The sequence below is a fragment of the Ligilactobacillus salitolerans genome, from assembly GCF_003864415.1.
Classification (GTDB): domain Bacteria; phylum Bacillota; class Bacilli; order Lactobacillales; family Lactobacillaceae; genus Ligilactobacillus; species Ligilactobacillus salitolerans.
In genome coordinates this window covers 1-19804 of record NZ_BFFP01000030.1, presented here as the reverse complement: position 1 = coordinate 19804, position 19804 = coordinate 1, and the positions used below count along the sequence as shown (strand labels likewise).

General features: G+C 43.6%; 21 protein-coding genes and 1 pseudogene. 10 read left to right on the top strand and 12 right to left on the bottom strand.

All coding sequences use genetic code 11. The annotated features are described in order from the left end of the window. Nucleotides 1–15: 15 nt before the first annotated feature. The 3 genes from LFYK43_RS08740 to LFYK43_RS08730 all read right to left on the bottom strand — a co-directional run bounded on the left by LFYK43_RS08740 (nucleotide 16) and on the right by LFYK43_RS08730 (nucleotide 3229). Nucleotides 16–1137, bottom strand: a complete 1122-nt coding sequence (locus tag LFYK43_RS08740; protein WP_124977451.1) for a PIN/TRAM domain-containing protein — start codon at nucleotides 1135–1137, stop codon at nucleotides 16–18. Between the two features lie 68 nt (nucleotides 1138–1205). Then, nucleotides 1206–2576, bottom strand: a complete 1371-nt coding sequence (radA, locus tag LFYK43_RS08735) for a DNA repair protein RadA (protein ID WP_124977449.1) — start codon at nucleotides 2574–2576, stop codon at nucleotides 1206–1208. Nucleotides 2577–2692: 116 nt separating this feature from the next. Beyond that, nucleotides 2693–3229 (bottom strand): dCTP deaminase/dUTPase family protein, encoded by a 537-nt coding sequence (locus LFYK43_RS08730; RefSeq protein ID WP_124977447.1) that lies wholly within the window; start codon nucleotides 3227–3229, stop codon nucleotides 2693–2695. Between the two features lie 218 nt (nucleotides 3230–3447). Here LFYK43_RS08730 and rpiA point away from each other — a divergent pair, with 218 nt between their 5' ends. The 3 genes from rpiA (at nucleotide 3448) to LFYK43_RS08715 (ending at nucleotide 5974) form a co-directional block, all read left to right on the top strand. Beyond that, nucleotides 3448–4137: a ribose-5-phosphate isomerase RpiA gene (gene rpiA / locus LFYK43_RS08725; RefSeq protein ID WP_124977445.1), complete on the top strand. Its 690-nt coding sequence runs from the start codon at nucleotides 3448–3450 to the stop codon at nucleotides 4135–4137. 7 nt (nucleotides 4138–4144) lie between these two features. After that, complete coding sequence (locus LFYK43_RS08720; RefSeq protein WP_229718006.1) at nucleotides 4145–4489, top strand: hypothetical protein; 345 nt, start codon at nucleotides 4145–4147, stop codon at nucleotides 4487–4489. 150 nt (nucleotides 4490–4639) lie between these two features. Continuing rightward, the gene (locus LFYK43_RS08715) at nucleotides 4640–5974 is read left to right on the top strand and encodes a C1 family peptidase (protein WP_124977441.1); all 1335 of its coding nucleotides are present in this window, start codon (nucleotides 4640–4642) and stop codon (nucleotides 5972–5974) included. Between the two features lie 106 nt (nucleotides 5975–6080). On the opposite strand, the gene LFYK43_RS08710 is transcribed toward LFYK43_RS08715, so the two are convergent. Together LFYK43_RS08710 and LFYK43_RS08705 are read right to left on the bottom strand one after the other, a co-directional pair. After that, a complete protein-coding gene (locus tag LFYK43_RS08710) occupies nucleotides 6081–6758 on the bottom strand; it encodes a 2,3-bisphosphoglycerate-dependent phosphoglycerate mutase (protein WP_124977439.1) in 678 nt (225 codons plus the stop codon). 80 nt (nucleotides 6759–6838) lie between these two features. After that, the gene (locus LFYK43_RS08705) at nucleotides 6839–7855 is read right to left on the bottom strand and encodes an aldo/keto reductase (RefSeq protein WP_124977437.1); all 1017 of its coding nucleotides are present in this window, start codon (nucleotides 7853–7855) and stop codon (nucleotides 6839–6841) included. A 210-nt stretch (nucleotides 7856–8065) separates the two neighbouring features. On the opposite strand from LFYK43_RS08705, the gene LFYK43_RS08700 reads away from it, so the two are divergent. Both LFYK43_RS08700 and LFYK43_RS08695 read left to right on the top strand, forming a co-directional pair. Then, entirely contained in the window at nucleotides 8066–8701 is a 636-nt protein-coding gene (locus tag LFYK43_RS08700; protein ID WP_124977435.1) for an NUDIX hydrolase, read from the top strand. A 26-nt stretch (nucleotides 8702–8727) separates the two neighbouring features. Then, nucleotides 8728–9243: a GNAT family N-acetyltransferase gene (locus tag LFYK43_RS08695; RefSeq protein ID WP_124977433.1), complete on the top strand. Its 516-nt coding sequence runs from the start codon at nucleotides 8728–8730 to the stop codon at nucleotides 9241–9243. Nucleotides 9244–9889: 646 nt separating this feature from the next. On the opposite strand, the gene LFYK43_RS08690 is transcribed toward LFYK43_RS08695, so the two are convergent. The 5 genes from LFYK43_RS08690 to LFYK43_RS08665 form a co-directional block, all read right to left on the bottom strand. Beyond that, on the bottom strand, nucleotides 9890–10486 hold the full coding sequence (locus LFYK43_RS08690) for a hypothetical protein (protein ID WP_124977431.1): 597 nt from the start codon (nucleotides 10484–10486) through the stop codon (nucleotides 9890–9892). Beyond that, nucleotides 10486–11202, bottom strand: a complete 717-nt coding sequence (locus LFYK43_RS08685) for a hypothetical protein (RefSeq protein WP_124977429.1) — start codon at nucleotides 11200–11202, stop codon at nucleotides 10486–10488. Before LFYK43_RS08685 ends, LFYK43_RS08690 begins: the two co-directional genes overlap by 1 nt. 46 nt (nucleotides 11203–11248) lie before the next feature. Then, a complete protein-coding gene (locus tag LFYK43_RS08680; RefSeq protein ID WP_124977427.1) occupies nucleotides 11249–12052 on the bottom strand; it encodes a T7SS effector LXG polymorphic toxin in 804 nt (267 codons plus the stop codon). Beyond that, the gene (locus LFYK43_RS08675) at nucleotides 12053–12328 is read right to left on the bottom strand and encodes a hypothetical protein (protein ID WP_124977425.1); all 276 of its coding nucleotides are present in this window, start codon (nucleotides 12326–12328) and stop codon (nucleotides 12053–12055) included. 461 nt (nucleotides 12329–12789) lie between these two features. Next, the gene (locus LFYK43_RS08665) at nucleotides 12790–13467 is read right to left on the bottom strand and encodes a GTP pyrophosphokinase (RefSeq protein WP_124977423.1); all 678 of its coding nucleotides are present in this window, start codon (nucleotides 13465–13467) and stop codon (nucleotides 12790–12792) included. Nucleotides 13468–13725: 258 nt separating this feature from the next. Here LFYK43_RS08665 and LFYK43_RS08660 point away from each other — a divergent pair, with 258 nt between their 5' ends. Genes LFYK43_RS08660 through LFYK43_RS08640 form a run of 5 tightly spaced genes read left to right on the top strand, consistent with a single transcriptional unit; the run spans nucleotide 13726 to nucleotide 17821 of the window. Further along, nucleotides 13726–14379 (top strand): TetR/AcrR family transcriptional regulator, encoded by a 654-nt coding sequence (locus LFYK43_RS08660; protein ID WP_229718007.1) that lies wholly within the window; start codon nucleotides 13726–13728, stop codon nucleotides 14377–14379. Nucleotides 14380–14385: 6 nt separating this feature from the next. After that, on the top strand, nucleotides 14386–15144 hold the full coding sequence (locus tag LFYK43_RS08655) for a lysophospholipid acyltransferase family protein (protein WP_124977419.1): 759 nt from the start codon (nucleotides 14386–14388) through the stop codon (nucleotides 15142–15144). A gap of 5 nt (nucleotides 15145–15149) precedes the next feature. Next, nucleotides 15150–15965 carry a glycosyltransferase gene (locus LFYK43_RS08650; protein ID WP_174713988.1) on the top strand — a complete coding sequence of 272 codons (816 nt, stop codon included), beginning with the start codon at nucleotides 15150–15152 and terminating at the stop codon, nucleotides 15963–15965. Nucleotides 15966–15992: 27 nt separating this feature from the next. Beyond that, nucleotides 15993–16967 carry a glycosyltransferase family 8 protein gene (locus LFYK43_RS08645; RefSeq protein ID WP_124977415.1) on the top strand — a complete coding sequence of 325 codons (975 nt, stop codon included), beginning with the start codon at nucleotides 15993–15995 and terminating at the stop codon, nucleotides 16965–16967. Further along, nucleotides 16964–17821: a lysophospholipid acyltransferase family protein gene (locus LFYK43_RS08640; protein ID WP_124977413.1), complete on the top strand. Its 858-nt coding sequence runs from the start codon at nucleotides 16964–16966 to the stop codon at nucleotides 17819–17821. The genes LFYK43_RS08645 and LFYK43_RS08640 overlap by 4 nt, the downstream gene beginning before the upstream one ends. Before the next feature lie 202 nt (nucleotides 17822–18023). On the opposite strand, the gene LFYK43_RS08635 is transcribed toward LFYK43_RS08640, so the two are convergent. Beyond that, nucleotides 18024–19157 (bottom strand): C40 family peptidase, encoded by a 1134-nt coding sequence (locus LFYK43_RS08635; protein ID WP_124977411.1) that lies wholly within the window; start codon nucleotides 19155–19157, stop codon nucleotides 18024–18026. Between the two features lie 409 nt (nucleotides 19158–19566). After that, a pseudogene (locus LFYK43_RS12860) lies at nucleotides 19567–19804 on the bottom strand (group II intron reverse transcriptase/maturase); the annotation flags it as partial.

Here is a 19804-nt window from a genome sequence, read left to right as displayed (position 1 = left end):
CAGGGAAAAACTAAGCTAGTTTTTCTCCTTGATCCCGCGCTTTGAGTGTGTCGGCTTGGCAAAAATCATCCGGCCGGCATCTGTCTGCAAAGCACTGGTAACTTCAACTTCGATCTGTTTGTTCATATAATAGCGTCCATCTTCAACGACGATCATGGTCCCGTCATCCAGATACGCTACACCTTGCTGCCGCTCAGTCCCATTTTTGATGACCATCACATTTAAGGTTTCACCAGGGATCACCCGTGGTTTGAGGGAACGCGCCAAGGCATTGACATTTAAGACCTGCACATTTTGAAATTCGGCGACCTTGTTTAAATTATAGTCATTCGTCACCACGACAGCGTCCATTAATTTAGCCAGCCGCAAAAGCTTGCTGTCAACTTCCTGGATATCATCGAAATCTCCGTCATACATCTGGACCGGCATCACTTTTTCCTGCTGCAATTTATTCAGCATATCTAAACCGCGCCGACCGCGGACCCGCTTAACACTATCCGCAGAATCAGCAATATATTGCAGCTCATATAAGACAAAGTTAGGCACGATCAAGACCCCTTCTAAAAAGCCGGTCTTAGCCAAGTCGTAGATCCGGCCATCGATCAGGATATTGGTGTCCAGCAGTTTATACTTGCGAAAGTTATCGCCTGCTTTGCGTTCCAAGATCTCACTGTTTTCAACAGGGGAGTCTTCCAGCACAGCTTTTTTCCTCCGAAACAACAGTTTGCGCAAGTCATTGAGTCGACTGTGACCAACGGTAAAGCCAAGATACGCAAATAGGACTAGTAAAATAATTGGCAAGATCGTATTGAAAAAGAATAATTGCGAATTAGAAAATAATAGTGAAATCAATACTGCGATCAAGAGTCCTACTACTGTGGAAACTACTTCGGGAATAATGGTCTCCAATTTCTGGTCGGCCAGTGATGTTTCAATTTTTTTGACCAGCCTTTCAACCGGATCACTTAACAGCACTCCCAATAAAACAAAGACAGCTAAGCCGATCATCATATCCATAAAGATATTATCTAGCCAGCGCGTCTGTACTCCCCATGCGTCCCAGATCAAGGGCATAGCGGAATAACCAACGCCGATCCCCAAAAGAGCGAAAATTAACTGGAGCATTCTTTTTCGCATCTTATCACTCCTATTCTTAATTTTTTCTGAAAATATTTGAATGAAACCTGTCCGTTGCGTTCAAAAAGTTAACCAAACGCAAAGTGCAGGGCCTGTCGCAAGGTCTGCACACCCTTAACTTCGATCCCAGCGGGAAATTCCGCTTCAGACAAATTGTTTTGCGGCACAACGATCCGTTTGAAACCTAGTTTTTGCGCTTCACGGACCCGGGTCTCAATGTCAGTGACCCGTCTGATCTCACCAGTCAAGCCAACTTCGCCGATAAAACAATCGGTCGGCGGAGTCTCTTTGTCCCGGTAGCTGGAGGCGATACTAACAGCCAAGGCTAGATCGATCGCCGGTTCGTCTAGTTTGACGCCGCCAGCGGCTTTTAAATAAGCATCCTGATTTTGCAGCATCAAGCCTGCTCTTTTTTCCAAGACAGCCATGATCAAGGAGACACGGTTCTGATTCAACCCAGCAGTGGTTCGTTTGGCATTACCAAAAGCAGTCGGCGTGACCAACGCTTGGATCTCGACTAGGATCGGCCGAGTTCCTTCTAAAGAAACAACGACTGCCGAACCAGCAGCTCCTTTGAGCCGTTCTTCCAAGAAAATTTCCGAAGGGTTGCTGACTTCTTTTAACCCGCCGGCCCGCATTTCAAAAACCCCGATCTCATTGGTCGACCCAAAACGGTTTTTAACGGAACGAAGGATCCGGTATGAATGATGCAGGTCCCCTTCAAAATAGAGCACCGTATCAACCATGTGCTCCAAAATCTTCGGACCAGCGATCGCGCCGCCTTTAGTAACATGACCGACAACGAAGATCGTGATCCCAGATCCCTTAGCCAGTCGCATTAAATCGGCTGTCACTTCGCGGATCTGAGCGACGCTCCCGACCGCAGAAGCCATTTCCGGCTCCTGCATCGTTTGCACCGAGTCGATCACGACATAATCCGGCTTGAGCTCCGTGATATTAGCCTTGATGGCTCCCATGTCCGTTTCTGGGTAGAGGTAAAAATCGTCACTAGAAACCGCCAAGCGGTCTGCCCGCATTTTGATCTGATTTGCACTTTCTTCCCCGGACACATAAAGGACCTTACCGCCAGTCTGAGCTAATTGTCCTGAGACCTGCAACAATAAGGTCGACTTGCCGATCCCAGGATCTCCACCGATCAAAACGAGTGAACCAGGGACGATCCCGCCGCCCAACACCCGATTAAGTTCGGCGATCTGAGTCTGGACACGCGGTGTCTTCTTTAAAGACACGTCCTTTAACAGCTGCGGTTTAGTCTGGGTCCCACCTGCAGCCATTGAAACTCCCACCGCCCGCGGTGTTTTTTGTTCCACTTCTTCGACTAGGCTGTTCCACTCGCCGCAGTTCGGGCATCTGCCTAGAAAACGCGACGATGAGTAACCACAATTCTGACAGACATATTTAATTTTTGCCTTGGCCACAATGCCGCCTCTTTTCTCATAAGTCTTACCTAAATAATTTTACCATTATTGACCCGTTCTTGGTTAATGTTTTGTGCCGGATCCGTACTTTTTTGCAAATTCAACTTGTGAGCTGCTTACCTACCAGATGAACCAAAACCGCCTGTGCGTTTGGTTTGCGGTTTTTCTTCCCCATCCGCTAATAAAAACGGCATAAAGATCCCCTGCCCGATTTTTTCTCCGCGTTTGATCGTTTGGTCAAACAAAGAAAAATTCAGCAGCTGAAAGAAAATTTCTCCCTCATTATTTGGGTTATCGAAATAGTCAGCATCGATGATCCCAACTCCATTTGGCAAAACCAGCCCGCGTTTTAACGGTGCACTGGAACGATCCGCCAACAACAAATACTCGTCAGGTGCCATATATGCTTTGATCCCGGTGGGCACCAAAGAAGGTTTCAAGATTTTCTGTGCCTTTTCTTGTAATTGGGGATCTGCCTTTTGCCCGATGACGATAGCAGCTAGAACTTTAAGAAAGCTGCCCTTCCAGATGCTTGGGACTACAAAGTCCTCGGAAGCAAAGAAATCATAGCCTGCTGCCTGTTGGGTCGATCTTTGCGGCAGTCGTACCTCTTGGTCTGCATATTTGCTGACTTTTTTAAATCCTCTTTTCACGCTTGGTCCTCATCTTTCATAAATTTTCAGATATTTTCATAATAACATACTTCAGCTCCTGTTCGGCTTGAGAATCTCATTTTTTAAGAAAAGATTTCATATGTTATAATAATGTCGACCTCATGGTTATTTGATCGAAATACTAGCTGAATATCCAGCTACATCTGCCAGTTAATTAAGTGGTTATTCCAACAAATCATAAGGAGGAGATCCTCACAATGAAGCAAGATGAATTAAAGAAATTAGTGGGCGAAAAATCTGTCGAATGGATCGAAGACGGAATGACAGTCGGTTTAGGGACCGGTTCAACCGTCAAATTCATGGTCGACGCACTGGGGCGCCGGGTCAAAAGCGAAGGCTTAAACATTACTGCCGTGACAACTTCTAAAGCTACCGCCAAACAAGCTGAAGAACTCGGAATTACATTAAAGTCTGTTGATGCAGTTGACCATATCGATTTGACGATCGACGGAGCCGATGAGATCAGCAATGACTTTCAAGGGATCAAGGGCGGCGGAGCAGCTTTGCTCTATGAAAAGATCGTGGCAACTAACTCTTCTCAAGTGATGTGGATCGTAGATGAGAGCAAGTTAGTCAAAAATCTTGGCGCATTCCCGCTGCCGGTTGAAGTGATCCCTTACGGCAGTCAAAAAGTCTTTGAACGTTTTGAAAAACAGGGTTATGAACCAAGTTTCCGCAAAAGCGCCGACGGCAACAGCCTGCTTTTGACTGATTCGGAAAATTATATCATCGACCTGCACTTGCACGACATCTTAGACCCGCATCGGCTCGCTGACGAACTGATCAAAGAAGTCGGTGTCGTTGAACATGGTTTATTTTTGGACATGGTCAATACAGTTATTGTCGGGCGTTCAAACGGTCCTGAAATTTTAGAAGCCAACCGTTAACATAATAATGCTTAAAAGGAAGGGTGCACCCTTCTTTTTTTTGCACAATTATCCTCGTTCGCTTTTGCTATTCTCATCTGGTTTGGAACAATCTTCGCCATACTTTGTTCCAAACCAAATCATTTTGGAACATACTTCCGCAGACTTTGTTCCAAACCAAATCATCTTGGAACATACTTCTCCAGACTTTGTTCCAAACCAGATCACTTTGGAACATACTTCCACAGACTTTGTTCCAAACCAAATCACTTTGGAACATACTTCCGCAGACTTTGTTCCAAGCCAAATCATTTTGGAACATACTTCTCCAGACTTTGTTCCATCGCAAATCAGTTCAGCTCTTTTCTCTTAGCCCAGTCTTCAAAATCTTCTGTTACAAAGCTAATTTACGTAAAACTACGGTAAAAGTAAATTTATCGTCTTGATTGTCTTGCCATTCTTTACTATTATTAGAGAATAATGTAAAATATTAATACACTGTTAAAGGAGAGTGACTTTTTTAATGACTAAAGCTATTTCTGCTGACCAATTAAAAAATTATCAACAAGATCTTGCGGAACACGCCGGAGCTCAGCTCGCTGAACGTGCCGTAACTAAAAATGGGATCTTAGCTACCGCAGCGGATTACCGCTCAGAAATTACTATGAACCCTGTCTTCTCGATCGACTTGGATACAGGTAAGGTTGCCAATCAGAAACAATCAGGCCGTTGTTGGATGTTTGCCGCGCTCAACACGATGCGTCATGATATTCATAACAACTTCAAAGTTTCTGACGACTTTGAATTATCACAAAGTTATACATTTTTCTGGGATAAATTAGAAAAAGCTAATTATTTCTACGAAAACGTCCTGAAGACTGCTGACCTGCCAACCAGCGACCGTAAAGTTGCCTGGTTGATGACCACACCGCAGCAAGACGGCGGTCAATGGGACATGGTCATCGCATTGATCCAGAAATACGGTGTCGTTCCTCAATCCGTGATGCCAGAAACGAAGAGTTCTTCAGCTTCTGGTGAATTCAACAGCACCTTAAACTTGAAATTGCGCAAGGATGCCGTAGAATTACGCGAATTAGTTGCAAGCAAAGCCAGCGAAGATGAAATTGCTGCCCGCAAAGACAAGATGCTCAACGAAGTTTACCGTCTGTGCTCATACAGCTTTGGCGAGCCGCCTGCAAGCTTTGACTTCGAATATCGTGATAAAGACAACAACTACCACCTTGATCAGAACTTAACACCACAAGATTTCTTTGCCAAATACATCGGCTGGGATCTTGATGATTACGTTTCGATCATCAACGGACCAACTGACGACAAGCCATACAACCACATGTACACAGTTGAAATGCTGGGCAACGTGGTCGATGGCCGCCAAGTTCGTCATTTAAACGTTGATATGAGCACCTTCCGCGAAGTTGCTGTTAAGCAGTTGGAATCCGGTGAAAGTGTTTGGTTCGGTTGTGATGTCGGCCAATCATCCGACCGTCAAAAAGGAATCATGGATACTGAGCTTTACCGCAAGGACGAACTGTTTGACATCGACTTCTCAATGTCTAAAGCAGAACGTTTAGATTACGGCGAAAGCTTGATGACTCACGCTATGGTCTTGACTGGTGTCGATTTAGTTGATGGTCAGCCAACCAAATGGAAAGTTGAAAACTCATGGGGAGATAAAGTCGGAACCAAAGGCTTCTTCGTTATGAGTGACAGCTGGATGGATGAATACTGCTACCAAGTAGTTGTTAACAAGAAATTCTTGCCGCAAGAACTGCAAGATGTCTTGAAAGAAGAACCTAAAGTTCTTGCTCCTTGGGATCCAATGGGTTCCTTGGCTTAATTTTTCAAATACTAAACACCGCCCTCAAGCTAGGACGGTGTTTTTTTACAAAAAAAGCTGTTTTCTGACCGCACCATCCACATGGCATCGGTCTGAAAACAGCTTTTTAGTATTGAATAATTTTTTTGTGCAAAACGTTTAACTGCTGGTCAAAATCATAAATGATCGGCTCACCGTTGGCGACTTCAACTCCATCGATATTCTCATCGCTGATCTGCTCGATGAACTTGATCATCGCCCGCAAGGTACTGCCATGAGCCACGACCAGCTGATTGTGACCTTGCAATAACCGGGGAGCGATCTGGTCGACCCAGTAGGGAATGATCCGCTCGCTGGCCATCGCCAAACTTTCGGCTAACGGCAACGAACTTAACGGCAGCTTGGCATAGCGCCGGTCACTCACGGGAAACTTTAACTTCGGCGGCACCGCGTAGTATGAACGACGCCATAAGGCAACTTGTTTCGGGCCAAAGATCTGACGCGTATCATCTTTATTCCAGCCCCGTAAGGCACCGTAATGTCGTTCGTTTAAACGCCAGCTTTTATGCAGAGGCAGGTAGGCCTGGTGGAGCTCTTCTTGCACAATATCAGCGGTTTTGATCGCACGAACTAAAACGGATGTATGGACATCGGTGAATTCTAAGTGCTGTAAAAAAAGCGCGTGCCCCGCAGCATGTGCTTGCTTGACCCCCTTTTCTGTCAAGGGGGAATCAGACCAGCCTGTATATTCATTAACTTTATTGGCTAGACTTTGCCCGTGTCGTAACAATACCAAATACGCCATCAGAGTTCATCCTCTCTTATCTCACACATATCATAGCATATTTTGTGACTTTTCGATCAACCTGACCCTGAACAAATTGCCTATTTTGCTTTCCAAGCAATGTCTGCCTGTTCAGCTAAGATCTTGTCGATCAAACTCAATTCGCTCGTGGAAAACTCTAAATTTTCTAGCGCCTGACAATTATCCACCAACTGTTCCGGGCGGCTGGCACCGACGATCACGCTGGCAACCGCGTTTTGCCGTAAGTTCCACGCCAGAGCCATTTCGGCCAGAGTTTGTCCCCGTTTTTTGGCCACTTCATTTAATTGACGGACCGTGACCAGTGTCTGTTCAACTTGGGTTGGATGCAGAAACGGACTAGTTGTTTTTTTGGCGCGAGAATCTGCGGGAATCCCGTTGAGATATTTATCCGTCAGCAATCCTTGCGAGAGCGGGCTAAAAGCTACGGCCGCCTTTTTTTCTCGTTTGAGAACAGGGAAAAGACCTTGCTCAACATCCCGGTTGAACATGTTATAACGCACCTGATTGACAATGAATGGCGTCTTCAATTCCTGAAAGATCCGCACCATCCGCGCGGTCTGACTGCCTGAATAATTCGAGATTCCGATGTATAACGCCTTACCCTCCAAGACGAGCTGGTTTAAAGCTAAAGCTGTCTCCTCGGCAGGCGTGTGTGGATCTGGGCGATGGGAATAGAAAATGTCCACGTAATCTAACTGCAAGCGTCGCAGACTCTGGTCGGCACTGGCGATGATACTTTTGCGCGAGGCCCAGTTGCCGTAAGGTCCCGGCCACATTTCATAGCCAGCCTTAGTAGCGATGACCATTTCATAGCGGTGTCCGCGCATGTCATCTTGCATGATCTTGCCAAAGTTTTCTTCAGCACTGCCGGGGATCGGCCCGTAATTATTAGCCAGATCGTAGTAGGTGATCCCAAGGTCAAAAGCTTGATGGATCAGCTTTTTTTGCTTTTCAAACGGGTCGACACTGCCAAAGTTGTGCCATAAGCCCAGACCTAGTGCTGAAAGCTTAAGGCCGCTGTAGCCCGCCCTGTTATATGTCATTTGTTCGTAACGATGACTGTTGCCTTGATACATTTTCCATTCACATCCTCAATATATTATGGTGATTCACCGCAAATTATAACCAATTTTTTGGATACATTCCATTTGAACCACCGATTATTTTCAGTGGCGGCCAAGAAGCTCTAATCTTAACGTTTCACTAAATTTAAAGCAAAAGTCGATTTGGCTTAACTGTTTTCTTGTAGAATAAATTTGATATAGTTAATAAGGAGGAGAGACCGCTTGAAAAACGAAAACGAACAATTAACGCTGCTGCTGAGCCAATTACAAGCCATCGCGCAATCCGGGAAGTTTTACACCAGAGATGTTTACGATCAGGAACGCTACGAGCAGCTGGAAGAGGTTTCCAAGCAGCTGCTCAGCAGCCTAACAACTGCCAGTCCCGAGCAGCTTAAACTCTACTTTGCCAATGACACCGGCTATGTCACCCCGAAAGTCGATGTGCGTGCGGTAACATTCCAAGAGGATAAGATCTTGCTGGTGCAAGAAAAGGCTACTGGGACTTGGTCGCTGCCGGGCGGCTGGGCTGACATCGGTTATTCTCCCAGTGAGATCGCAGCCAAAGAAACCTGGGAAGAAGCCGGGATCAAGGTCAAACCGCAACGCTTGATCGCAATTTATGATATGGCAAAACACCCTTACCAGGAGAAAAGTTTTAATTACATTTACAAGCTGTTTTTTGAATGTTCTCCGCTCACACAAGTCCTGCATAGCGGGGTCGAAACCAGTAGTGCTGCCTTTTTTAGTTTGAGTGATGCTTTAAGTTTAGACCTTTCTCTCAATCGAAACTTACCGGCTGATATCCAGTTAGCTTTTAAATCTCGCCAAAAACAAGACTGGCAGACCAAATTTGACTAAAAACGAACAGCTTGGAGATGAAAATCATGTCACTAACATTTGGACCAGCACAAGAACAAGATCTAGACATTATTATGCAGATCGAGCAAACCGGCTTTTCCCCGGCTGAAGCTGCCAGCAAAGAGAGTATGCTTGAGCGGATCAAAGTCATTCCTGACACTTTCATTGTCGCTTACATTGCCGGACGGCCCGTCGGGTATGTGGTCGGCCCTGTTTCGACTTCCCGTTACATTACCGATGATCTCTTCGCCCAAGTCGTTCCAAATAAGCCAAGTGCGCCCTACCAGACAATTTTGAGCCTGGCCGTCGCGCCAGAATACCGCAGTCAAGGCGTGGGAGGACAGCTGCTAGCTCAACTAGCTGGGCAGGCACAAAAGCATGGGCAGCAAGCATTGACACTCACCTGTTTGCAAGAATTGATCCCGTTTTATGAAAAAAATTTCTACAAAAACGAGGGACTTTCTTCTTCAACCCACGCAAATGAAGCTTGGTATAATATGATCCGCCCCTTAAATGAAAAAAGCCAAAACAAAATTCTCTGAAAGCTGCAGTTAAATGAACTGTCAACCTCAGAGACTTTTATCGCTGCTTGAGTTAGAGTTACCCAAGGGTTGTAAACTCTTGTAGTATACAGCTTTGAGGTACGTTCATTGATGATAGATGCGCCTTTTTCGCCTTTAAATACAGGTCTTCGAACTTTTATTAATAGCCTTTGAATTTTTTGACATACTATAATTGTATAGTATACGGAAGAGCTATGATCACAAAAAATTGCCGCAATTTGTGCCAATGCCAGCTAAAAAAGTAACCTAAAAAAGAACGAATTGGAACACGTTATGTTTATCTGACTACTAAAGCCTATCTAAGCAACGCAGGAATACCAACTATTCATGAAGTTTTTTAATTGGAAAAAAACCAGTTTCAAAAGAACCACTGCCTAATAAACGGTACTTCGGATATTTCCCAGCTGCCGAAACTTCACCAGAATTGCCCAAACAGGTGCTTGAATACGGTGGCAGCTTTGCCGTCTTTAAAATTACGCAACATTTAGGGTTGTTTGATTTGATTCAACAAGCTTTTCCAGATCAATGGAAGTTTATCCTAAACAGCGGACTCGAAGACATCTTATACCTGTTTTGCTTGTTTCTAAAAAAACAATTTTTTCTTTCCTCAAAAGTTATTCATTTTTTAACTACCAGATTTCTCAATACTTTTATTCATGAGTGTTCTAGTTATTTTATAGAAACATACTATAAAAGCTATATATACAATTGTAGCCAGCCAACTAAGTGACATTGAATTAATTGGGTGAAGGATTAGGGAATAACCTCCCATCCAAGCGATTACAAGAGCAGTCTGTCCCAAAGCAAAACACATATTATGATTAATATAAAAATCTTTTTTATGCTGTAATGTCATCGTACTGTGTTTAGCAGCTAAAATACTAGCTGAGTAACAAACTATATAATATACGAATCCACTACTTATCAATGCAACAGACATACCATCGGTTACGTAATCATCTCCAAAAAATGACGCAAATAAAAAAGAAAGGTTTGCTGATAATATGAGCGTTGCTACCCCCCAAATAACTAAACGCAGAATAAATCCTTTTAGATTATTTAATGTACTAGTGTTTTTCTCAACATTCTTGGTGATATCATTAAGATCATACTTAATCGATAGAGATAAATTTAAAATCAAAACTACCGACAAAATCATTACATTAGTTCTAATTTTAGAATCGCTTATCTGAAAACCAATTACGCGATACAATGTGTCCATTATCTTTTTTCCTTCCTTAAGCCTTCAACAAAATTAGCAATTTCATTAAACTGCTGGTTGTTCTCCTGGTTAATTGACTGGGGCATGCCAATAGTTGTTTGAAAATATTCATTTCCAAGCTCCATCCTAGTTTTCTGGTTGGCATATTGATTTCTAACTGTTTGAGTGGCCTTCCCTGCCCCTTTTGTCGCAACCTTTCCTGCGGTGTCGCCTGCGATATCGGAAGCAAGCTGGTTACCAGTCAACGAATACACAGTATCACGTGTAACTTGATTATAATAAATTCCAAAAGGTTTAGTTGCTTCCTTTTTGGTGTAGTCTTTAACAACTTGTTTTCCAAAGGCACTGCTAACAACCCTAACTGCCTCTTTTTTAGTCTCCTTGGACTTAAGAACACCTTCTGTGAATTTTGGCTTAACAATTGTCCTGGCTTCTTTAGAAACTGCTACCGTAATCCCTTTATCGGCTAATTCTTTATATAAAGCTTTCCCGCTCAAAGCTCCTGTCAATATAGATGAAGTATCGTAAGCGATATCATTGCTTCCAAATATTTTTTCTTTGACAAGATTATTTCCTTTTGACCGACCCGTTCTCATTTTAGAAAAATCACCCTGTAAATCAAAAATTGAAAAAAGAGAACCAAATGCTGCCAAAACAAGAGGTGTTCCTAAGCCAACTGTACCAATCTCAACCCCAATTGCAATTAATGAAAGCAAGAAGAAACCACCATCAACAATAGCTGCCGCAGTTCCTTCTGTCTGATTAGCTTTTTTTTTCTAATTGTTTTAACTTTTTATTCTTCTCAAACAGATACTGTTCCTGATTAGCCGCCACAATTTTCTGATTATTTGCCGCAGTCTGCTTTGCCTCTTGCGTATTTTTTTGCTGCATCCCTTGCAAAACATTAGTGTACTGTTGTCCCATTGCTGCATTGAAACCACCGGCAACATAGTCTCCCATCACCGGCATCTTGCCGCCCGAATATTGGCCCACCAAAGAGTTGACCTTGTCGACTACGCTCTGAACATCACCAAAATCATCTGCATGACCAGACTCATAGCTGTGCCAATCGTTTTGCTGGTTTTCGGCGATCTTCTCCATCTTGCCCAAGGTCTCTTTTAAATCACTGCCTGCTTTCTTCAAAGAAGAATGCCCGGAAGTTTCCTTGATATGGCTGACCGATGACATCGCCTTGTTAGCTGAAGAAATTATCTCTGCATACTTTCCTCTAGCGGTTTTGAGTTCTTGTTGATGTTTATCGAAATCCTCGTCATACAACTTAAACAGCTTTCCACCGGCATCTACTCGGGGGTAATTTGCGACATAAGCGGTAATCACTCTGTCAAAGGTATCCAAGGCTGTCAAAAGCTGCTGGATGATTCCGCTGGTATGAACTTCGTCGATATAACTTTTGATGTTATCTGCTGTCTTACCGGTAAAATTCAGAGAGTTGGCAATTGCATCCAAAGCTTTTTGCGTTGCTTGCAGTTTTTCTTTGCGGCGCACAATGCCCTTGTGCATGCTTTGCTGGTAATCGACCAGTTTTTCGTAATCGATCTCACTCATTTATTTTCCCTCTTTCTTGCCGTATGAACTATTCAGCTCAACTTGATTTCTGCCAGCTTGTTTGAAACGACCGACATCATAAGTGACCAGATGTGCATACTTGTTAATGGCACTTGTCAACTGGTCGTATGATTCCCACATCTGACTGACTGTCCTTACTTTCAAGCCGCCGCTCGGTTTATCAACACCATTCTTAGCAGCCAACGAATCAGCGGCTGTTTTGGCACTGTTGACCTCACTAGTGTAACCAGCTTCATCTACTTTTAATTGTGCCACATCACCAGTCTTTCTTTATAACGATTAGAGCTATTTTTTAAAGCATGAAACTTAATCTAACTAAAAACACCACTTGGTCTCCGATAGCTTCACTTGGTATCCCTCTGTTTTGCGGTTTCTTTGCCCAAGTCACGTCATATAAGGATTGCCTGTTATGGCAGCTTTTTTAGCCTCTAAAGCTCGAATCTTATCGTGGTAATCACTAATTGCCGTGTTAATTGCCCGCTTTGCAGAGGAAACATCATCGTTGAATTTGGAGTACTCGTCCGTATACTGCTTCTGCTTTTTTCCCCGCCAATGTTTAGTTCCTGCTGTTTTTAAGCCGCTTCTTTTAGTCCCATCAATTGCGGCTTTGCTGGCTCTTAACTTGCTGATCGCACGTTCAAGGTCAGCAATTTTTTCATCGGCTCGCCAAAGCAGGATTGATTTGTTTGACCATCAAATTAGCCTTTTGTGAAACTTTACAACAGATCCTGATAAATCCCCTGCATCCCAGCTTCGATTTGATTCAATTGGCGGGCAGTATCTTTTAATTGATCTCCATACTTGGCAGCTTTATCGGGATCCAAGTGATTTTTATAGCGTAATTTATGCTCTAAGCTAGCCCACATATCCATCCCGATCGTTCTAATTTGAATCTCAACTGGTGCTTGTTGGGCACCTTCTGCCAAGAATACTGGGACGGACACCACAATGTGCAAACTTCGATAACCATTAGGCTTGTTAATGTAGTCTTTGCGTTTGATCAAGGTGATGTCGTCTTGGCCCAGCAAGGCATCTTCAACACGATGGATATCATCGATATAGTTGGTCACGACCCGGATCCCCGCAATATCGTAGATGTTCTTTTGGACGGATTCGATCGTCACTCCGTAATTTTTGCGTTCCATCTTTTCAATTAAACTGGTGGGATTTTTCATTCGTTCTTCCATATGATGGATCGGGTTATGGGCATGCAAAGTTGAATATTCATCATCCAAATTCTCAAGTTTCGTGCCAACCTCTTTCAAAGCTAAGCGGCGCAAAAGATAAATTTGAGTAATTTTTTGAAAATCATCAATGCGGCCTTTCATGCCCGACTGCTCCAGCTGCTGCTGCATTTCACCAAAATTTAAGATATTCCTGCGTTGCAAGATCATTTTATTTAACTCTATTTCCTACAGACAATCGTTGTCGCTTGGGCAATTATCTGTACACACGTTTTTTGTCCCCTACTCAATCTAAAATACCATTTTTTCTCCTGCCCGACTAACAAAACATTTACACTTTGGAAAAAATAAAAGTTTAAAAACTTGGCTAAAACCAGCTTTCATGCTAAACTTATTTTCATTAGTAATCAGTCACTCACCATTCTTTAGAATCATTTAACAAAAGGGGGCACGAAATACTTGAGCCAAGTGATGTCTGCCGAATTAAGCAAATGGTATGAAACACAGAATATGCCAGCAAGCCAGATCAAAGTCTTAGACGCTGCGATTACCTTATTTGCTAAAAAAGGCTATGACCAAACAAGTACCAATGAAATTGCTAAAGCTGCCCAGGTCAGTCAAGCCGTTTTATTCAAGTACTTTCACAGTAAACACGAACTGCTGGAAAAAATTTTAGATCCATTATTCAAAAATATTGTTCCTCGTTTTACGGTCAAATTGCTGGACGAAATTTTGGAAAGTCAAAAAGACCAAGGACTATATGCAGTCATCTCTTTTGTCGTTCATGATCGCTTTGAATTCATGGTGGGCAACAAGGACTTGGTCACTATTTTGACTAATGTAGTTTTGACCGACACGGTGGTTAAAGATCAGATCAAAAAACTACTGCTCCATAACGACTTGCCGATCATCTTGAAGACGCAAAGATTTTTCAAGAAATTTCCGGAGATCAAGGATAACAAAGCTCTAGACAATCTCTTTTTTAACTTTGTCACCCAACTATTGGGCTACTTTATCTTGCGGACCCGTCTGATCCCTGAAAAAAAGTATCACACTGAACAGGACTTAGAGCAGATCGCAAGTAATATTTATCTTTCATTAAAACCAACTGCTCAGGTGTGATCCGTTATGAAAAAGAAGACCATCTACTACACTTCATTTGAGCAAGATCTAGTAACTGCTACACAGCAGGATTATGTTTTGCCAACTGATTATTTGTGGGAAAAAAACCAGTTTTTATCCTGGCTGACTAGACATGGCGTCAAAGGACTAGCCAAACTCTTTTGTCCCTTTTATCTGCATTGGCACAAAGCCAAAGATACCCGGGAAAAACGGCTGCCAGACCAAGGCTGCTACCTCTATGTCAACCACACGCAGACTGTGGGGGACGCCTTGATCCCCTACTATTTGCTCAAAAAAAAGTGGCCAGCGATCATTGTCAGCCCAGCTAACCTCAGTCTGCCGATAATCGGGAGTTTGATACCCTATGGCGGTGGACTGCCCATTCCCAATAACCTCCGGCAAATGCGCAAATTTAATCAAACTGTTGCACGCAATATTGCCCATAACAGGTGTGTCGTAATTTATCCGGAAGCACATGTCTGGCCTTACTACACCAAAATTAGGCCTTTTTCAGCCGGGGCGTTCCATTATCCAGCCCAAGATAATGCACCCGTTTATTGCCTGACTAACACATACCAGAAGCAAAAATTCGGCAGAAAGCCGCAAATCACCAGTTATCTGGATGGCCCTTTTTTTGCTCCGGCAGAATTGACCTTACAAGAACGACGTCAAAATCTCCAAGAACAGGTGCAAAAATGCATGCAAGAGCGGAGTCAAAAAAGTACTTATTCTTATATTGATTATCAAAGGAGGGAAGCAAAGTGAATATCATGTATTGCGGGGACCAGCAAATGGCACAGGGATTAGTCTTATCACTGATCTCAGTTTTAAAAAACACAACAGAGCCAGTTCATTTTTATATTCTAACCGCACAGATCACCAATAAAAAACAGCAATTCTTGCCGCTTTCTGATGAATTCGTTGGCAGATTAGACCACTATGCGCGCCAATTTACGCCGGAAAATTCTGTGGTTAAATTCGAGATCACCGATTTATTCACTGCTGAGCCGCCTGTTGCCAACCTTAACACTTCGTTTACACCGAACTGCATGTTACGACTCTATGCTGACCTGATCCCAGAACTACCGGACAAAATTTTATACCTGGATACTGATGTTTTATGCCGCCAAGATTTTAGCCAGTTTTATCACCAAGATCTGTCAGACGGTGAAATTGCCGGCACGCTAGATCACTACGGCAAATGGTTCTTCCACCGCCAGCTGCGGTTATTTGACTATATTAATTCCGGCGTCTTACTGCTGAATCTAGCGCAGATCAGACGCAGCGGTTTATTTGCCAAATGCCGCCAGAAGTGTCAGCGGACCAGGATGTTTATGCCGGATCAATCCGCGCTCAACCGCCTGTGTCATACGAAGATCATTACTGACACTAAATATAACGAGCAGCATCGTTTAAACCAGGATACGGTCTTTCAGCACTTTACTACCAGCTTCAAGTTCTTACCGCGTTTCAAGATCAGGACGATCAAGCCCTGGCAGCAAAAGCTGCTGCATGAAGAGCTGGGAATCTATGAATACGATGACCTGCTAAAAGAATCTACTAAATTACTAACTGCCAACCACTAAGAGAGAACAATAAGAAGGAGAAAAACTATGACTACAACACCGCAACGCGAGGTCCCGATTTTCTTTAGTATTGATGATAAATATGCCCCCTACTTATCGGTTGCTTTGCTTTCGCTAATTGACAACAGCAGCCCGGAGAATTTATACAAGATCCACGTTTTGTACCAAACTCTCTCAGAAACCAATCGCAACAAGATCAGCGCACTGGTTGCTTTTCAGCCAAATATCTCCCTAGTATTTATTTCCTTAAAAGACGACCTGTACGAACGCTTGGGAAAGGACCAAAATACGCTGCGTGCTGATTACCAGACCCTGACTATCTACTACCGGCTCTTTATCGCTGACATGTTTCCGCAGTATGACAAAGGCATCTACTTGGATGCTGACATCGTAGTCAACCAAGACATCGCAGAACTTTACCGCTTACCATTAGAGGACCGCTTGGTCGGTGTAGTTCAAGATGCATTCATCAGTCACGATCCAGTCGCTTCGAACTACGCAGAACAAGCCGTAGGAGTTAACCATGAAAAATACTTTAACTCTGGGGTCTTGTTGTTAAACCTGACCAAATTGCGAACGACAAATTTCAGTACCCATTTTCTGAAGTTAATGAATCAATTTCATTTTCAATTGATCGCGCCAGACCAAGACTATTTGAACGCAATTTGCAGCCAGCAATTACTGCTTTTAGAAAATAAGTGGAACTACCAGACTGAATTCCCCTTGCCGGTCGAAGAACCAGTCGTGATCCACTATAACTTGTTTGGCAAGCCTTGGTGCTACGACGAAGTCCCTTATGGCTACCTCTTCTGGAAGTATGCCAAAGATTCCGCCTTTTTGCCAGAAATCAACCAGATCAAAGATTCTTATGTCCAAAATCCAGCACTAGCTCAACATGACGCCCAACATAAAGATCTTTTGGTCCAACGTTTAGGTGAATTTCCAGGTTTAAGCAGCAACATGAAAAAAGAGGCTGCGAAAGGAGTTCAAATTAGCCTATGATCATCGGAGGAGATAAGACCGCGGTGGTTGCTAACATCGAACAAGCAGCCAAGCACCGACGCTTGAATGACAAGGTCGAAGTCGCCGATCCCACCCTAGCTCCAGAGGAAGAAGAACGCCTTTTAAATGACTTTTTGTCCAGGCGCAATGATCCCAAGTATTTAGCCAAAAATCAACTGGCGCGCCGGGGGATCGATCTGGCGACGCAAGTTTTGAACCGGCAGACCAAAGTCAGCGGTGCGCAAAACATTACGGGAGTCGTAGGCGGCGCGATCGTCACCAGTAACCATTTCAATCCGTTGGAAAACACGGCGGTGCGCTATGCATTGAAGCAAGTTAACAAGAAACGGCTCTTCGTAGTCAGCCAGCCAACGAATTTTAAAATGACCGGTTGGGTCGGTTTCTTTTTGAAGTATGCAGATACGATCCCCATCAGTCGGGGATTGCATTACATGAGAAAAACTTTTCCGCTGCTGTTAAAAGACATCTTGGCAGCCAACAATTATGTCTTGATCTACCCAGAACAAGAGATGTGGTTTAATTACTGCAAGCCGCGACCGCTAAAACGCGGGACTTATTATTATGCGGCGCGACTCAACGTTCCGGTGATCTCATGTTTCGTTGAAATGCAGGCAACCAACAAAGACGACAACGAACAGTTCAAGGAAGTTATTTATACGGTGCATATTTTAAAGCCGATTTATCCTGACCCTAACAAGTCCATCGACGAAAACAGCAGGATCATGCTTGCAACAGATTACCAGCAAAAAAAGGCCGCCTACGAAGCTGCCTACCACACTCAACTCAACTATGATTTCAAGGCCGAAGACATAGTTGGCTGGAACCATGAATAATTTGCTATTATTACTTCATTCTGCAACTGGGATCATACCAGTTTGCAAAAAGCTAGAAAGACAACTAAGACCTCGATCATAGTGAGATGGTTTCAACTCATTATGGCCCAGGTCTTTCGTGTCTAGCCAGAATTAATAATTTTGCTGGTTTTTTGTACGAAAAAAGCACAAGCTAACTTGTGCTTTTAAACTGCTATCGTGATTAATGGAGACGAACTGCGAATGAAGGCTTGTAGTACGCTGTCGAACCCACCGAAACTCTTTGTCCAGGGGCTGGAGCGTGGACATATCTGCCGCCGCCTAAAGCAATAGCGACGTGGTAGGAGCCGCCTTTAGAACCCCAGAAATAAAGATCTCCAGCCTGTGCCTGGCCAACAGGGATCTGCGTGCCGGAATTTTCCTGTTGTGTCGTGGTCCGCGGCAGTGACTTGCCTTTCTTACCGAAGACATACTGGACGAAACCAGAACAGTCAAAACCAGCAGGAGTTGTTCCGCCATATTTATATGGTGTCTTATTCACAAATGCAAGCCCATAAGAAGTAACTGAGCCGTACGACGAGGCTGCAGGTGCTGCTTGGCTGGCTTGACTAGCACTTTTAGTATTAGTATTAGCTGGAGTCTGCTTGGTCTGGCTAGCCAGTTGGACAGACTCGGCTTTTTTGTGATTTTCTTGTCCGTCCAATGAACTTTTGGCAGCTTCTGCTGCATGATATGCGGCAGTGACCGTCTTAGCTTTGGCTGCGTCTTCAGCTGCTTTTTGGGCTTGCGCCGCTGCCTCTTGAGCCGCCTCATCTTCCTTGTGTTTTTTAGCGTTTAATTCTGCTCGTTTTGAATCCAATTGAGCACTTTGGCTCATCAATTGAATCTCAAGGTCCTTATCCTTTTTAACTGATTGATCTAAAGCAGTTTGTTCTTTCTTCAACTGTGCCTTGTCGTCGTTTTGCTGCTTTAAGATCTCATTACTGGCATGAACCACGGTGACCACAGTGATCGTGCGGTTGACCAAATCACCGGCACCATCAGAATCAGTGATAAATTTCAGCAGTGAATCCGAACCGTGCAACTGGGCAGAACGAGCTTGGCCCCGCAACTGGCTGCTTCGTTTATCAATGTTTTGTTGCAACTGCTCGATTTTTGCTGAAGTCTTCAGCTGCTTGCGCGTATTCGCAGCAATTTTATCCTGGGCAGCGTCCAGTTTTTGCTTAGCTGCGGTGATCTGTTCGTTGACTTGATTTAAATCCGAAACTGTATCTGCTGACACACTTGTCCCTGCAACACTCAATGTAGTAACTGCGGCTAAAAAGATCGCACACTGACTAAGTAAATTTTTTTTCATGAACGTTTTCCCCTATGTAAGATAATTCTGAACCTTGTTATGATATGTACAATCTTATCACCGACTTGTCCCAATAACCATTACATCATATTTACAAATTTAAGCAAAACCTACCCATTTTAGACCAAATGTCACAACAATGTTTCACACACAAAAAAGGAACATAAATTATTCATGAACAAACATTACTGGCGTAAGCGTTTCGTAATTTTAGGCTGCAATCATTTATTCCACTCTGAATTTTGAAAACTGTAACATAAATGTCTTATTCTTTAAAACCTGAGAGGCAATTTTGCTTTATCAAATTTCTTTTAAAAAAAACATTTTAGATAATCGGGTAGGAGATAGTTCACACTATCGACCTCCCACACCACCGTACGTACGGAACCGTATACGGCGGTTCAACAACTTAAGCTTTTGCTTGAATTGACTGATACAACTGGGACGTGTTTAATAGTCCTCGCTGTGTCAGTCTTTTGTTTGTTATGGATATACACAGTGTTTTACTATGCGCATTGCGCCAGTACCCTTTCCGTGTATTCACGTAGATTTTAGCTTCTTTACGGCTCATACCTAATCTGACCAGTGCTTTGAAACGGGTCCCAATATTCTTCCACTGCTTCCAGATATACTGGCGAATACGCGAG

Excerpts from the sequence above, each read along its gene's own strand:
- LFYK43_RS08740 (WP_124977451.1), bottom strand. The coding sequence starts at position 1,137 with ATGCGAAAAAGAATGCTCCAGTTAATTTTCGCTCTTTTGGGGATCGGC.
- rpiA (WP_124977445.1), top strand. The coding sequence starts at position 3,448 with ATGAAGCAAGATGAATTAAAGAAATTAGTGGGCGAAAAATCTGTCGAA.
- LFYK43_RS08720 (WP_229718006.1), top strand. The coding sequence starts at position 4,145 with ATGCTTAAAAGGAAGGGTGCACCCTTCTTTTTTTTGCACAATTATCCT.
- LFYK43_RS08715 (WP_124977441.1), top strand. The coding sequence starts at position 4,640 with ATGACTAAAGCTATTTCTGCTGACCAATTAAAAAATTATCAACAAGAT.
- LFYK43_RS08710 (WP_124977439.1), bottom strand. The coding sequence starts at position 6,758 with ATGGCGTATTTGGTATTGTTACGACACGGGCAAAGTCTAGCCAATAAA.
- LFYK43_RS08705 (WP_124977437.1), bottom strand. The coding sequence starts at position 7,855 with ATGTATCAAGGCAACAGTCATCGTTACGAACAAATGACATATAACAGG.
- LFYK43_RS08695 (WP_124977433.1), top strand. The coding sequence starts at position 8,728 with ATGTCACTAACATTTGGACCAGCACAAGAACAAGATCTAGACATTATT.
- LFYK43_RS08690 (WP_124977431.1), bottom strand. The coding sequence starts at position 10,486 with ATGGACACATTGTATCGCGTAATTGGTTTTCAGATAAGCGATTCTAAA.
- LFYK43_RS08680 (WP_124977427.1), bottom strand. The coding sequence starts at position 12,052 with ATGAGTGAGATCGATTACGAAAAACTGGTCGATTACCAGCAAAGCATG.
- LFYK43_RS08665 (WP_124977423.1), bottom strand. The coding sequence starts at position 13,467 with ATGATCTTGCAACGCAGGAATATCTTAAATTTTGGTGAAATGCAGCAG.
- LFYK43_RS08655 (WP_124977419.1), top strand. The coding sequence starts at position 14,386 with ATGAAAAAGAAGACCATCTACTACACTTCATTTGAGCAAGATCTAGTA.
- LFYK43_RS08650 (WP_174713988.1), top strand. The coding sequence starts at position 15,150 with ATGTATTGCGGGGACCAGCAAATGGCACAGGGATTAGTCTTATCACTG.
- LFYK43_RS08645 (WP_124977415.1), top strand. The coding sequence starts at position 15,993 with ATGACTACAACACCGCAACGCGAGGTCCCGATTTTCTTTAGTATTGAT.
- LFYK43_RS08640 (WP_124977413.1), top strand. The coding sequence starts at position 16,964 with ATGATCATCGGAGGAGATAAGACCGCGGTGGTTGCTAACATCGAACAA.
- LFYK43_RS08635 (WP_124977411.1), bottom strand. The coding sequence starts at position 19,157 with ATGAAAAAAAATTTACTTAGTCAGTGTGCGATCTTTTTAGCCGCAGTT.